Raw genomic sequence first — 14,912 nt, 5'->3', positions numbered from 1 at the left:
CTGGCCCGTATGAGACCTGGCGAGGGGTACTAAAGATGTCCGCTCACTGGGGCTGACCGGAAGTCGTCTCGGGAGAACCAAACCGACGCGATTGACCCAAAGCCGACCTCTGCTGAGATCCGCTATTGCGCCGCTATCAGGGGCACAGCGGACCTCATACGCGCCCTGACTGCCGGGCGTTCTGCGAGTACAAGCCTCGGTGCGCCTCGTGAAACCGGCTCAAGAACCTTCAGCCGTTTCGCTGCGCGGCTGGCGGATGGTTTCCTCGGGCGTGCCGATCCTCGGCCATGATGCCGGCATTCATGAAGCCGACGCAGGTCGAGACATCGGAAGAAGGCCATCTCGTGCGTGACCAGCATGATGATGCCTTCGGCGCTTCTGGCCCCGGTCACCCCTTGGCAGCAACGTACCCATAAAAATTCATAAGAAAGTCCCGAACGGCGAGGGGCTTGACGGCACCGGTTTTTTCCTGCGGATGCGGTATCACGTAGTCTCCATCGCCATATGAGAAGACCTTCGCCTTCACGTACCCGTTCATCACTTGTATCTTCTCGCGCAGCACGACCCAGTGCATTGTAAACGCGGAGCCTTTATCGGACTGGTCGTCATAGTCGATCATATTGGCGCTTATGAAAAGACATACGCGATATCCGCTGTCGAGCAGCCGGTTGGCTTCGTTTACATCGTCGATGTCTTTGTTGTATCGCGAAATGTTGGTATTCTCCCGCACGTCCCGGTATCCTGCCTTGCGAAACCATTGCTCCATTTCGCTCGGCAGGGTGACACCCGCAAGATCGCTGATCTTGCCTGTGTCGTCGAAATCGAGGAACCAGTTCTCCGAATCGCGTATGGAGGCGCATGTCAGCCAATCGACGTGGTCCAGCGACCAGGGTGGCGTGAAGTTCCTCACATCCTTTCCCGGCTTGATCAGCAGGCGGCCAAGGTTCGCCTGCCCCTTCTGATAGAGATCGATCGCGAACCGCGCGTAAGACCCTGGCTTGTCGGACGCGTAGCCGAACATCAGGGCGGATGGCCCGCACAGACTTCCCTGATCTTGATTGATGAGGCTCGGCTTCGCAATGCGCCTGAGAATACCTATGCCGACGCGGTGTGGGTCGAGCTTCGGAAAGAACGTCGTCCTCGTGTTTTTCAGGAAATCGCAGACCATTTCCGCGGCTAGTTTTTTCTGGTCGGAATTGAGGTCGTACGGTCCGATCCCGCGCTTCTCCTTGTATTCTTCTCCGACGAAGAGCGTGATGAGCTTTTTCGAGGTGGGGGAGAGCGTTCTGGAGGTGTTCGCAATGGTGGTCAGGTCGTCCAGCTCGAATGCGGTGACCATGCCGTCTGCGACGGTAGCCCGGATGATGTCAACGATCTCTGCGTAGTCCAGCTTTGAATCGTCGATGAGGCCTTTGCGAAGTGCAGCATCGACGGAAGGAGTCGCGATTGCGTCCCATTGGCCCTTTGGCAGGGCGGGCTTGGCAGCCGCCTTCGTCGACAGTTCAACGAGCCGACTGAATGTCGGGCCGGCAGGCCGAACATAGCCGTCAGGCGTGCCGGGAAAGTTCTTCTTTTGGAAGTACAGAATCGAGTTGTAAAGGCCGTCGCTGGCGTAACCGGTCACGACCATCTGTGGTTTAAGCGTGTTCTCGGCGCCGCCGTCGGAAATGGCGATCTTGTTGAGCAGCGAAATGACCAGCTCCTGATCCTTTTTCCAGTTTTGGCAGCTGCGCCCTGTCGTCGCGAACCGTCCGACCTTGTCTTTCAACTGCAGCATATCGCGCCTCCCCGGAACGGGAATGCTGCCTCGAACGTCCTGACATGCAGCCGAGGCAGGCGCTGTGGCAAGTCTTCCCGCTGTAGGGTTGGTCGCCCCTGCCGTCCCTTGTGTTCATTCGCAAGGACAGCGGTCGCCCTGTGGCGAGGTTCACGAATGCGTTATGTCTGCCTATCGGGGTAGACCGGAATTCGTCGGCGCACCGCTAGAATGTCGCGAATGGCCCATCAGCGAAGTGGCGACACCTTTCATTGAGGTCCGCTTGGTGGCGTAGAGCGGACTGACTTTACTCACTCTGCGTTCTTCGCATTTTGACCCTAAGCGGTCATCAGAGGCGGACAACCAACGATACCGGCATGGACGCTTCGTTCCAACTGTCTTAGGTTCAAGCCGCAGGTAATCTACAGGCGAGCATGGAAGAACGCTCCTCCGGCAATTCTAAAGAGCGCGCGAATAATCGCTCCATTACGCAACCGTTAATATGGTGGTTCGTTCTAGCCCTTATGGCGCTAGTTGCGTCACAAGTCATGCGGCTGCATCAACATCAAGCGCTAAGTTGGCTTCTCTGGGACTATGCGGGTCGGATCACTGCTCTCACCATTTTGGCGGCAGTGCCTTCTGCTCGAATCGCTGCATTTCCAACAGGTGAACGTCAAATTTCACTTTTTGAGATTGTCCTTTGGATCGTCGGAATTTGCTTGCTAGATCGCTTTGTCCAGTTGCCGCAATCTCTCCTCAATGCGGCATTCCCTACAACCGTTCTCGGCGCATATCCGCACCCGACCGGATGGCTAAAAGCGTTCGATCTTTTTTTTGGCTTAGCCTTGGTAGCTATCAGCGAGGAAGTCATATTTCGCCGATACATCCGGCTAGCATTCCGGCCTTATCTGGGTGACGGCATCCTTGCCGTTCTCACTACGTCAGTTTTGTTCGGCGCAATTCATTGGTGGGCCGGCCTTGGTAATGTCCTTTCTGCGGCTACTGTTGGCCTTTTCCTCATGTTAATGCTGCGGCGGTCGGGTGTGCTATGGCCGGTGGCACTCGCGCATTACCTGCTAGATTTGATCAATTTCGCCTAACGCGCCTTGCAGGTTCGGAAGTCTTACGACTGCTCCTGGCCCATCAGCGAAGTGGCGACACCTCTCATTGGGGTCCGCTTGGTGGGGTAGAGCGGACTGACTTTGCTCACTCTGCGTTCTTCGCATTTTGACCCATAGCGGACGTGAACATTTTGCGTTGGCAAGCGCCGCCAAGACGGACGGTGGCTCGTTGCTATGGACCCGCTCGTCTCGCAACGAGAATATTGGCTATACACTGCAAGACGATTTCGTTTTGTTGATTGCGCACTCGGATTTGGTTGCGCACGATGCCTCGATCAGGTTTCGACTTAGACTCCCGCTTCTCCAGAACAATCATTTCAAGATCGAGTTCATCTCCTGGGCGTACCGGGTTCGGCAGCCTTAACTCATCCCAACCCATTCCGGCGAGGACATGGAGCCGAGGCTGGAGCTTCGGCGTGAGCGAGATGAAGATCGAAAACGTATGGGCGCTCGATGCGGTTAGTCCTCCAAAAATTGAACGTGCTGCTGCCTCCTCATCGAGGTGACGGGGCGCTGGATCATATTGCTTGGCGAACTGGACGATCTCTTCCTTCGAGACCAGATAAGGACCAGCCTTGCTAGTCATACCAATTTCGGCATCTTCAAAATACAGCTGGGTCATGGCTTCGTCCTCTGCGGATGAAGTAAATCAGGCACGGCTCAACGCGGCGGGATTATAACCCTTTTCAAGCATCAATTTCTGTTCTTGTCCGGCTAACCCGCACGTCGTTCAGGCCATTCGCACCAATTTCCAAGGCAGACTTTCCCGGATGAGCAAACACTAAAGGTCATCATCCGAAAATCAGCTTGTGGCCCATCAGCGAAATGGCGACACCTTTCATTGAGGTCCGCTTGGTGGCGTAGAGCGGACTGACTTTGCTCGCTCTGCGTTCTTCGCATTCTGACCCGTAGCGGTCTTCCATTGATCTAGATCAACGTGAGGTACATCCAGGAAGTTTGGTTCAATCGTCGAACAAGAGAGGACGCTTATGAGCGATCATCCAGAAGACGGTCCCCCGAACGAATCCTCCTCAAACGCATTCGAAAAAAAGAGGCGCGGCAATGACGGCATGCAACGACGCGACCTTTTGCTGGGTGGTTCGTCGCTCGCTGCGATGACGGCTTTGGCGGCGACGGCGCCAGCGACCGCTCAAGTGCAACAGGCTGCACCGGCACCTGCAGCGGCACCCGCATCGACGGGGCCGAAGCTTGGCGAGATCCTGCCGTTTCCGCAGCCGCCGCGTCCTGTCATCACCGAGCCGGATTGGCGCAAGGTGCCGCAGCCGAAGCCAGTGTCGATCCGGCCGCCGAAGGGCGCCCCCAACATCCTGGTCATTCTTCAAGACCAGACTTCCTATGCGGACCCATCGACCTTCGGCGGACCGATCAACTTCCCGACCATGGATCGTCTCGCCAAAGAGGGGCTGACCTACACGAACTTTCACGTCAACAGTCTGTGTTCGCCGAGCCGCACCGCGCTATTGACCGGACGCAATCAACATCAAAATAGCCAAGCCGCTGTAGTTGACGGTGCGACCTCATATCCCGGCGACACCGGCATGCGGCCAAAGAGCGTTGCGCCCATCGCTGAAATTCTTCGACAGTGGGGCTATTGCACGTCGATGTTCGGCAAAAGCCACGAGACGCCGCCGTGGGAAACCAGCATGAGCGGCCCGTTCGACCGCTGGCCAGCGCGACAGGGCTTTGAAAAATTCTATGGCTTCATTGGCGGCGAGAAGAACTTGTTCCGGCCCTACCTCGTGGATGGCACTACCGAACTCGGCGTGCCGCGCGACCCAAACTATCATTTCAACGTCGATATCACGGACAAGGCGATAGGCTGGATACGTGGTACGCGCTCGCTGACCCCGGATCGTCCGTTCTTTATGTATTACGCCACGGGCGGCGCGCATCCGCCTCACACGCCGCCGAAAGAATGGCTCGATGTCTACAAGGGGAAATTTGATCAGGGGTGGGACAAGCTACGCGGGGAAATTCTTGCGCGTCAGATAAAGATGGGCCTGATGCCTCCGGGCACCAAGATTGCTGAAAACCCTCCTGAAATTCCAAAATGGGACGCCCTTTCGGACGACGCGAAGAAGGTGCTTTCGCGACAAATGGAAGTCTATGCAGGCTATGCCGAGCATACCGACCGCGAGATCGGGCGTTTGATCGATGCCATCGGGGATCTCGGCGAACTCGACAACACCATCGTGATCTATATCGCCGGCGACAATGGCGGCACCGCGATCGGTGGTCTAAACGGAACCTACAATGAATGGTCCAACCTCAACGACGCCCCCGAAGACATCCCGTATCTCAAGACCCGAATGGACGAGTATGGCGGACCGAACTCTTACCCCAACTATTCGGTGGCCTGGGCAATGGCCGGCTCCACGCCGGCAACCTGGTGCATCAATGCCTGTCAGGGCGGCGGCCAGAATCAGGGCATGGTCATTCGCTGGCCCGGCGGCATCAAATCGAAAGGGGAAATCCGCAGGCAATATACCCACCTGATCGACGTTGGCCCCACCATCCTTGAAGCCGTCGGCATCCCCGAGCCAAAGATAGTCAACGGCGTCGAGCAAATTCCGATGGCCGGCACCAGCATGATCTACTCGTTCGACGATGCGGCGGCAAAGGATCGCCACACCGTCCAGTACAATGAGTGCAGCGGCAATCGCAGCATCTACAAGGACGGCTGGATGGCCTGCGTGATGCACCGCGCGCCATGGGAGAGCAGCCCCCGCGTCGATGACTACGCCAAGGACAAATGGGAGCTTTACAATGTGGCCGTGGACTTCGGACAGGCCACCGACCTCGCCGCGCAAAATCCCGCGAAGCTGAAAGAACTGCAGGATCTATTCCATCAGGAGGCGATCAAGTTCGGCGTTTATCCGATGGATGACCGCTCCTTCGCACGGTTGAATGCGACCAATGCCGGACGGCCCGACATCATGGCTGGCCGTACCGAGGTGACCTACTACGCCGGGATGACCGGCATGGCTGAAAATGTCTTCATCGACACGCTCAGCCGTTCCTATGTTGTCACCGCCGACCTGGTCATTCCCAAAGGCGGCGCCAACGGCGTCGTGGTCTCGCAGGGTGGCCTGTTCGGCGGCTGGAGTCTTTACGTCAAGGATGGAAGACCCAAGCTCGCCTACAACTGGCTGGCGCGGGAGAAATACTTCATCGAAGGCAAGGAGGCTCTACCGGAAGGCAAGGTCACGCTGGTCTATGATTTCACCTATGACGGCGGCGGCCTGCACAAGGGCGGCACCGGCGTGCTGTCGATCAACGGCAGGAAAGTCGGCGAAGGCCGCATCAATAAGACGCAGGGTGCGGTGTGGTCGCTGGCCGGTGAGACCGCCGACATCGGCATGGATGCCTACTCCCCAGTGTGCGATGACTACGATCCTTGGGAAAACGCCTTCACCGGCACCATCAACACCGTGAAGATCAAACACAAGGCTTGAGCGCAAGACTTGGCCTTTCCCCGTTACGCGAGGAGGGCTCTCTTTGTGTCCCGCGCCAACACCAGTCCGCTCCTGGCCCATCAGCGAAGTGGCGACACCTTTCATTGAGGTCCGCTTGGTGGGGTGGAGCGGACTGACTTTGCCCGCTCTGAGTTCTTCGCATTTTGACCCTGACCTGACATTGACCCTAGCCCAAAAGGAACACCCTGTGCTTTGATACGTGGGACGGAATCTACCGATCTCGCGGGGGCCGTTTTGGCCGACAATTGCGTGGAACGGAGGCTTGCGGCAATTCTGGCGGCGGATGTTGCCGGATACAGCCGCATGATGGGTATGGACGAAGAAGACGTGCTGGCTCGCCTCAAGGCCGCCAGAAAGTCTCTTTTCGATCCCTCCATCGCCGCGCATCGCGGACGGATCGTCAAGACGACCGGCGACGGCATGCTGGTCGAGTTCGCCAGCGCCGTCGATGCAGCGCGATGCGCCATCGAGGTGCAGCGCGGCATGGTTGAGCGAAATGCCGCGGTGCCGCAGGCCAAGCGGATCGAATTTCGCGTCGGCATCCACGTCGGCGACATCATAAGCGACGAAAATGATATCTTCGGGGACGGCGTCAATATCGCCGCCCGCCTTGAAGGCATCGCGCAACCCGGCGGCATCTGCATCTCCGAGGACACGCAACGTCAAATCCGCGGCAAGATCGATATCGCCTTCGAGGACATGGGTCCGCAGAACCTGAAGAACATTGTTGAGCCGATGCGCGCGTGGCGATTGAGAATAAACGCGGACGGTTCTGCGGCAATCTCGAAAAGGTCGCCTGTCGAGACCACCCAGGCTCTGGCGCTGCCCGACAAGCCGTCAATCGCCGTGCTGCCGTTCCAGAACATGTCGGGCGATCCCGAACAGGAATACTTCGCGGACGGAATAGCGGAGGACATCATCACCGCGCTGTCCCGTTTCAAGGCGCTGTTCGTCATCGCCCGCAATTCGAGCTTCACGTACAAGGGACGCGCTGTCGACATCAAGCAAGTGGGGCGCGAGCTTGGCGTGCGCTATGTGCTGGAAGGAAGCGTTCGCAAGGCGGCAAACCGGGTGCGCATCACGGGACAGCTCGTCGATACCCCTACGGGAGGACATCTCTGGGCAGACCGGTTTGACGGTGGACTCACCGACATCTTCGACCTGTAGGACCAGGTCACCGAGAGCATAGTCGGAGCGATCGCACCGGCGGTTGAAAAAGCCGAGATCGAGCGCGCCAAACGCAAGCCTACCGAGAGTCTTGATGCCTATGATCACTACTTACGCGGTTTGGCCAGCTCTTATCAGTTTGCTAACCGGCAAGCGAACGAAGAGGCGTTACGCCTATTCAACAAGGCGATCAAGCTCGACCCAGGTTTTGCGTCGGCTTACGGTCGTGCCGCCCTTTGCTACACCTTTGCCAAGACCAATGGCTGGATTTCAGTCACACCGAGCGAGATTGCCAAAGTAGAAAAGCTCGTTCAGAGAGCGGTTGAGCTAGGAAAAGACGACGTGATCGCCCTCGCGGCGAGCGGATATGTATCAGCGTTTGTTTTACTCGATCTCGGGGGAGGCGCCGCCTTGATTGATCGCGCGCTCGTGTTCAATTCCAATTGGGCCGAGGCATGGTTTTGGGGTGGCTGGGTGAAGAACTGGCTAGGCGAGCCGGAAACGGCAATCGAGCGCTTCGCCCGTGCCATCCGCCTCAACCCGCTTGATCCGTTTATGAGCGGGGTGCGAACTGGGACCTCGCATGCCCATTTCTTCCTGGGCCACTATGGCGACGCGGCATCGTGGGCGGCAATGGCGTTGCAGGACAATCCGGACTTTCAACCTGCGTTACGTATGGACGCCGCAAGCAAGGCAATGGCCGGACGACTGAAGCAGGCACAAAAGGCGGTGGCCCGGCTGCGGCAATTGAATCCTTCGGTGCGTGTCTCCAATCTCAAAAGCGTGCTCGGCCCCTATCGGCGCGCCGAAGATCTCGCTCGATACGAGGAAGGGTTGCGGCGAGCCGGGCTGCCCGAATGACCTCTACGGCCACGGTGCGGCAAGAGAGTGAGAGCCGCAACTTCCGCTCTTGGCCCATCAGCGAAGTGGCGACACCTTTCATTGAGGTCCGCTTGGTGGGGTAGAGCGGACTGACTTTGCCCGCTCTGAGTCCTTCGCATTCCAAAGCGGACATTCCCATCGGGACGATGGGAGACCGAAATCACGCCGTTGCTGCCGCATCGTTGGCAACGATCGCCAATATTTCGGCGGCGTGTGAACTCGCGATAAAGTGCCCGCCATCAGCGACTTCGTGCCATACCGCTCCAGGCATCCGCTCACCCAGCGGTTTGTTGACTGCGTAAGGCACAAACGTATCGGCGCTGCCTTGCCACAGATGAACCGGCCTATGGATCGCCGTGACGTCGAATGACCACTGTTGATAGAGCATCTGCGCATCGGTCACGAGACCGTCAACGCCTTGCCGGAAACACTCGCGTCCAGACTCCACGATGGCACTCAACACATCGTCATCAGCAAGCGCCGCGAGGTCAGCGGGGCAGCTCGCCTTCAGCAATGCCTTCTTGTACTGCTCCGGAAACCGCGTCGCAGCGAGATCGATCAGGTCATACATCAGCTGGAAACCCGGCCGGAAATGCAGTGCAAGGAACCCGCCCATGGCGTCGGTCGAGGACAGATCCTTCGCCGCCCAATTCGTACCGAATGCGCCGTAGGATCCGGGAGCGATGCTGGTCACGTGTATCAGCCTCGCGGGATCGAGATACGCCGCTGCCGCGAGCGCCCAAGGACCACCCTCAGACCAGCCTGTGACCGCAAAGCGATTGGTCTCAAAAGCGTTGGCAATCGCTTCCAGGTCCGCGGCCCAGCCTGCGAAGGTGCGACCGTGTTGAGGATCTGATTTGCCTTGGCCTGGACGGTCCACGCACACAAATCTCAAACCAAGTTTGAGCGCGTGAGACGCAAAAACCTTGGCTTCGAGCCGGCTCGATGGTCCGCCATGATTGTGAAGTACGAGCGGACCGTTCGGGTCGCCGACCTGAAGGTAAGCCAGTGATCGACCGCCGATCTGGACTGCACCTTCGCCAAGGCACGCAGCGTTGCTTGAATTTCTCAAATATATGCCCTCCGTCGGGCCTCGATGACTCGTCGATCTCGCGGAGCCTTTGTCTCAGCCAACCATCTCCTTTTTGGAATTTCTCGATCGTAGGCCGCAACAACGGCCGCCATGGTCACACGGCTGTCGGATGTCTGCAACTGGCCCTCGGTAGCCATTTCCGCGTTCAAAGCTGACGCCGGCTTTCGCCCCGATGCGGGCACTTGCGATTTAAAGACCGATCGGTCTATATAACGGTGCATGAGCCGCCAAGCCCCAGTGCAGTCGCCCCGTGGCCGCCCCCGAAGCTTCGACGTGGACGCCGCGGTCGAACGCGCGATGGGGGTGTTCTGGTCGCGCGGCTATCACGCCACGGCGCTGCCGGACCTGCTTCGGGCCACGAAACTCTCGCGTGGCAGCCTTTACGCCGCGTTCGGCGACAAGCACTCGCTCTTCCTGCGCGCGCTCGATCGCTACATTGCCGATGCCGTGACGCGGATGGATGTCGAGCTCGCCCCCCGCAGGGAGCCGATCGACGCCCTGCGGGCCTATCTTGCCGGCTATGTCGACCGCACCAGTGGCGCCAACGGCCGGCGCGGCTGCCTGCTGGTGGCCACGGCCATGGAGCTGGCCGGCCAGGATGCCGAGATTGGTCGTCGCGTCGCGGGCTTCTTCAGGGCCATGGAGGCCCGCCTGGCCGATGCGCTGTCCCGTGCGAAGGTGGCGGGCAAGCTGGCCGACGGTGTCGATCCCGCGAGTGCCGCCAAGATTCTGGTCTGTTTCGTCGAGGGCCTGCGCGTGGTCGGCAAGACGGCGCCGGCGCGGGCCACATCGCAAGCCACCGCTGACGCTCTGCTCGATCGGTTCGTCAGGTAGCAACCCAATCAGGTCAAAAAACCCCGGACGCCTCCGCACTTTGTGCGTCAATATCTGGACTGATCGGTCTTGAAAGGAAGATGCCATGACTGCCATCCAGATCGTCTGCGCGGTGGCCGTTCCCCTGCTCTGGGGCTATCAGTTCGTGGCCATCAAGGTCGGCGTTTCGGAGTTTCCGCCGCTGTTCTTCCTCGCGCTGCGCTTCCTGGCGATCGCACTGCTGCTCGTTCCGTTCGTCAAACGGCCGACGCGCGAGCAGTTCGGCCCTGTCGTCGCGATTTCGATCTTCCTTGGTGGCCTGAACTTCGGCCTGTTCTATGTCGGACTCGGGCTCGGCTCGGGAAGCCTGTCGGCCGTCGCGTATCAGCTCGCGACGCCCTTCACCGTCCTGCTGGCCTGGCCGCTGCTCGCCGAGCGGCCGTCTCTCACCACGTCCGCCGGAGTGCTGCTCGCATTCGCCGGCGTTGTCGTGCTGGCAGCGGAGCCTGGCCTGTCGGCCAACGGGCTTCCGCTGCTGCTGGTGGTCGGGGCGGCCTTCGCATTCGCGGTGTCCAACGTCCTGACGAAACGCTACGGCCCTTTCGATCCCCTGATGTTGATGGGGTGGTCGTCGCTGTTCACAGTGCCGCAGGTCATGTTGATGTCGCTGCTGCTCGAATACGGACAACTGGCGAGCCTCGTCACGGCGGATGGACGCGGCTGGCTGGCGCTCGCCTACACGATTTTCATCGGCGGAATTGTCGGGTTCGGCCTCTGGTTCTGGCTGATCGCCCGCTGCTCCATGGGCCGCGTCGCGCCCTTCGGCCTGCTGCTTCCGGTGTTCGCCTTGACGTCGAGCGTGCTGTTCCTTGGCGAGCGCATGACCCCGAAGTTGATCGCCGGCGGGCTGCTTGCGATCGCAGGCGTTGCGATGACACAAGTCAGACCGAGCGCGCGCCCCATTTGAGCCCGGACGTTGCGTTGTGGCATCGATGTCGTCTGCCCGGCAACGGAGATCACGAGGCTTCACGTCTCGGTGGTGGACCGTGTTGCGACGTGACGCCCACAACTTGCCGTGCGCTAATATCCGGTCGAACAGGAGGGCGTATCATGATGTTTCGCAATCTTCTCGCCGCGCTTGTCGTCACGGTCGCGATCAGCGCGGCACATGCGGCACCGCAATGGCTGAACCTGCCGCCGACGCCGACACTGCCCAGGGCGACACAGAGCGGCTTCGCGCCCGTCAACGGCATCAAGGTCTGGTACGCAATTTTCGGCCGCGGCGAGCCCGTCCTGTTGCTGCATGGCGGCCTCGCCAACGCCAACTATTGGGGCCGCCAGGTCCGCGCGCTGCAACGGCACTATCAGGTCATCGTCATGGACAGCCGCGGACATGGGCGCAGCAGCCGCAATCAGGAGCCCTATGGCTACGATCTGATGGCCTCGGACGTGGTCGCCCTGCTCGATCACTTGGGGATCAGGAAAGCTGCGATCGTCGGCTGGAGCGACGGCGCGATCATCGGCCTCGACATTGCGATGAAGCACCCGGAGCGCGTGAGCAAGCTGTTCGCCTTCGCCGCGAATTCGGATCCGTCAGGCGTTGCGGACATCGCGTCGAGCGACGTCTTCAACGCCTACATCGCGAGAGCCGGCGAGGAGTACAAGCGCCTCTCGCCGACCCCGACCGAGTACCAGAGCTTCGTCGCCGAGATTACCAAAATGTGGGAGAGCCAGCCGAAATGGACGGCGTCGGATCTCGCGACGATCAAGGTCCCGACCTGGATCGTGGACGGCGACCACGACGAGGCGATCAAGCGCGAGAACACCGAGTTCATGGCGGCGAACATTCCGGGCGCCGGCCTGCTGATCCAGCCGGAGGTCAGTCATTTCTCGTTCCTGCAGGATCCCGAGCAGTTCAGCGACGACGTGCTGCATTTTCTGGAGCGTGGCGGTGAGAGGCCCGGAGCGGCAGCGAAGTGAGATATCGTAGGGTGGGCAAAGCGAAGCGTGCCCACCGCGTCTATCGCAATTGCCGAGAGATGGTGGGCACGGCGCTACGCGCCTTTGCCCACCCTACGAGACCGGTGCAGAGCCATTACGAGCCCAACTGCATCCACGCCGTCATTGCGAGGAGCGAAGCGACGAAGCAATCCAGACTGCTGCCATGGAAACATTCTGGATTGCTTCGCTGCGCTCGCAATGACGGAGTTTGCGGGCCGGGGACGCGCACCTCTCTTGTGTCCCGGACGCGCTGCTGCGTGCAACGCTGCTGCGCTGAGCCGGGACCCAGAAGGCTACACGGCAAGATGCGGAGACATGGGCCCCGGTTCTGCAGCGCACCGGCGAAGGGGCGCTGCGCTGCGTTCAGGGCACGAGACCGGAGTTTGAAGCGCAGCTGCATCAACATCGGCCAACAAAAAACGCGGCGTTTCCGCCGCGTTTTTCGATTCGATCTGCCGCTTCTCGATTACGCCTGCGGCTGCGGCTCCAGGCCGGGATCCGGATCGGGCCGCGGACGCGACTTGCCGGCCGGGGGCACGGCGGAGGCGCGCGGCGTGGTCGGCTCGAGCACGGACTCGCGGTTCGGCTTCTTGCCCTTGAGCAGGTCGATGATCTCGTCGCCGGAGAGCGTCTCGAACTCGAGCAGGCCCTTGGCGAGAGCTTCGAGGTCGGCACGCTTCTCGGTGAGAATGCGGGTCGCTTCGTTGTAGCCTTCTTCCACGAAACGCCGGATCTCGGTGTCGATCTTCTGGACCGTCGCCTCCGATGCGTTCTGGGTGCGCGACACCGACATGCCCAGGAACACCTCGTCCTGGTTTTCGCCATAGGACACGGTGCCGAGCGCCTCCGAGAGGCCCCAGCGCGTGACCATCATGCGGGCCAGACGCGTCGCCTGCTCGATGTCGGAGGATGCACCCGAGGTCACCTTCTCACGGCCGAAGATCAGCTCTTCGGCGACGCGGCCACCCATCATGATGGCGAGGCGCGAGGTCATCTGCTCCAGCGACATCGACAGCTTGTCGCGCTCAGGCAGCTGCATCACCATGCCCAGCGCACGGCCGCGCGGAATGATGGTCGCCTTGTGGATCGGATCGGTCGCGACGACGTTGAGGCCGACGATGGCGTGGCCGCCCTCGTGGTAGGCCGTCAGCAGCTTCTCTTCCTCGGTCATGACCAGCGACTTGCGCTCGGCGCCCATCATCACCTTGTCCTTGGCCTCTTCGAACTCGGCCTGCGTCACCATCCGCTTGTTGCGGCGGGCGGCGGTCAGGGCGGCTTCGTTGACGAGGTTCATCAGGTCGGCGCCGGAGAAGCCCGGGGTGCCGCGCGCGATGGTCTTGAGGTTGATATCCGGCGCCAGCGGCACCTTGCGGACGTGAACCTTGAGGATCTGCTCGCGGCCGACGACGTCCGGATTGGGCACCACGACCTGACGGTCGAAGCGGCCCGGACGCAGCAGCGCGGGATCGAGCACGTCGGGACGGTTGGTCGCGGCGATCAGGATCACGCCCTCGTTGGCCTCGAAGCCGTCCATCTCGACCAGCAACTGGTTCAGCGTCTGCTCGCGCTCGTCATTGCCGCCGCCGAGACCGGCGCCACGGTGACGACCGACGGCGTCGATTTCGTCGATGAAGATGATGCAGGGCGCATTCTTCTTGGCCTGCTCGAACATGTCGCGGACGCGGGAAGCACCGACGCCGACGAACATTTCGACGAAATCGGAACCCGAGATGGTGAAGAACGGCACGTTGGCTTCGCCCGCGACCGCACGCGCGATCAGGGTCTTACCGGTGCCGGGAGGGCCGACCAGCAGCACGCCGCGCGGAATCCGGCCGCCGAGGCGCTGGAATTTGCCGGGGTCGCGGAGGAATTCGACGATCTCCTGCAGGTCCTGCTTGGCTTCGTCCACGCCGGCGACGTCCTCGAAGGTGACGCGGCCATGGGCCTCCGTCAGCATCTTGGCCCGCGACTTGCCGAAGCCCATCGCCTTGCCGGCGCCGCCCTGCATCTGACGCGACAGGAAGATCCACACGCCGATCAGCGCGATGAAGGGCAGCCAGGAGACCAGCAGCGAGACGAACCACGGCACGTTGTCGCCGGGCGGCTTCGCGGTGATCTGGACCTTGCTATCATAGAGGCGCTTCACCAGCGTCGGATCGTTCGGCGCATAGGTCTGGAAGCTTGAGCCATTGGTGAAGGTGCCGTGGATATCCGGCCCCTGGATCACGACATCGCGCACATTGCCGCGGTCAACTTCGCTCAAGAGCTGGGAGAAGGCGATGTCCTGCGAGGAGGCGCGCTGACCCGGATTCTGGAAGAGCGTGAACAACGCCAACAGCAGCAAGACAATGATGACCCAGAGGGCGAAATTGCGCAGATTGGCGTTCATCGATCTTCCTTCATGGTCGCGCGGATCGCGGCCTGATCCTTGGGCGGTAGCAGTTACTTTGTCAGTGCGAGGAAATCCCCAAGGAATCCTCTTGGTTAGACGGATACAATTTAGGTGCCGCCCCGGTCGCTGCCAAGGGAACGAGATGGGACTATTTATCCCATCTTAGAGCGATTCCCGCTGAAATAATGGC

The 14,912-nt window shown here is 60.3% G+C and carries 9 protein-coding genes and 1 pseudogene; 6 read left to right on the top strand and 4 right to left on the bottom strand.

The window, feature by feature from the left end:
- Positions 1-388: 388 nt before the first annotated feature.
- Positions 389-1,777 carry a hypothetical protein gene (locus tag AB7G19_RS06880; RefSeq protein WP_063984876.1) on the bottom strand — a complete coding sequence of 463 codons (1,389 nt, stop codon included), beginning with the start codon at positions 1,775-1,777 and terminating at the stop codon, positions 389-391.
- A 413-nt stretch (positions 1,778-2,190) separates the two neighbouring features.
- Here AB7G19_RS06880 and AB7G19_RS06875 point away from each other — a divergent pair, with 413 nt between their 5' ends.
- On the top strand, positions 2,191-2,856 hold the full coding sequence (locus AB7G19_RS06875) for a CPBP family intramembrane glutamic endopeptidase (RefSeq protein ID WP_085400840.1): 666 nt from the start codon (positions 2,191-2,193) through the stop codon (positions 2,854-2,856).
- Between the two features lie 193 nt (positions 2,857-3,049).
- Here the strand turns inward: AB7G19_RS06875 and AB7G19_RS06870 are convergent, their stop codons facing one another.
- Positions 3,050-3,499 carry a MaoC/PaaZ C-terminal domain-containing protein gene (locus tag AB7G19_RS06870; protein WP_063981102.1) on the bottom strand — a complete coding sequence of 150 codons (450 nt, stop codon included), beginning with the start codon at positions 3,497-3,499 and terminating at the stop codon, positions 3,050-3,052.
- A gap of 367 nt (positions 3,500-3,866) precedes the next feature.
- Here AB7G19_RS06870 and AB7G19_RS06865 point away from each other — a divergent pair, with 367 nt between their 5' ends.
- A complete protein-coding gene (locus AB7G19_RS06865; protein ID WP_201266167.1) occupies positions 3,867-6,353 on the top strand; it encodes an arylsulfatase in 2,487 nt (828 codons plus the stop codon).
- A 270-nt stretch (positions 6,354-6,623) separates the two neighbouring features.
- Positions 6,624-8,402: pseudogene (locus AB7G19_RS06860) on the top strand (adenylate/guanylate cyclase domain-containing protein).
- A gap of 181 nt (positions 8,403-8,583) precedes the next feature.
- Here the strand turns inward: AB7G19_RS06860 and AB7G19_RS06855 are convergent.
- Positions 8,584-9,495: an alpha/beta fold hydrolase gene (locus AB7G19_RS06855; RefSeq protein ID WP_245344058.1), complete on the bottom strand. Its 912-nt coding sequence runs from the start codon at positions 9,493-9,495 to the stop codon at positions 8,584-8,586.
- Between the two features lie 240 nt (positions 9,496-9,735).
- On the opposite strand from AB7G19_RS06855, the gene AB7G19_RS06850 reads away from it, so the two are divergent.
- The 3 genes from AB7G19_RS06850 (at position 9,736) to AB7G19_RS06840 (ending at position 12,309) form a co-directional block, all read left to right on the top strand.
- Complete coding sequence (locus AB7G19_RS06850; RefSeq protein ID WP_201266168.1) at positions 9,736-10,350, top strand: TetR/AcrR family transcriptional regulator; 615 nt, start codon at positions 9,736-9,738, stop codon at positions 10,348-10,350.
- Positions 10,351-10,435: 85 nt separating this feature from the next.
- Positions 10,436-11,296, top strand: a complete 861-nt coding sequence (locus tag AB7G19_RS06845; RefSeq protein ID WP_085400841.1) for a DMT family transporter — start codon at positions 10,436-10,438, stop codon at positions 11,294-11,296.
- Between the two features lie 143 nt (positions 11,297-11,439).
- A complete protein-coding gene (locus tag AB7G19_RS06840) occupies positions 11,440-12,309 on the top strand; it encodes an alpha/beta fold hydrolase (RefSeq protein ID WP_085400843.1) in 870 nt (289 codons plus the stop codon).
- A 487-nt stretch (positions 12,310-12,796) separates the two neighbouring features.
- Here the strand turns inward: AB7G19_RS06840 and ftsH are convergent, their stop codons facing one another.
- On the bottom strand, positions 12,797-14,719 hold the full coding sequence (gene ftsH / locus AB7G19_RS06835) for an ATP-dependent zinc metalloprotease FtsH (RefSeq protein ID WP_071909744.1): 1,923 nt from the start codon (positions 14,717-14,719) through the stop codon (positions 12,797-12,799).
- Between the last annotated feature and the right edge of the window lie 193 nt (positions 14,720-14,912).

Origin of the sequence: Bradyrhizobium sp. 215_C5_N1_1 (assembly GCF_052075935.1) — a bacterium.
Classification (GTDB): Bacteria; Pseudomonadota; Alphaproteobacteria; order Rhizobiales; family Xanthobacteraceae; genus Bradyrhizobium; species Bradyrhizobium barranii.
The sequence above is the reverse complement of the archived record's forward strand: the minus strand, read 5'-3'. Positions and strand labels throughout refer to the sequence as shown.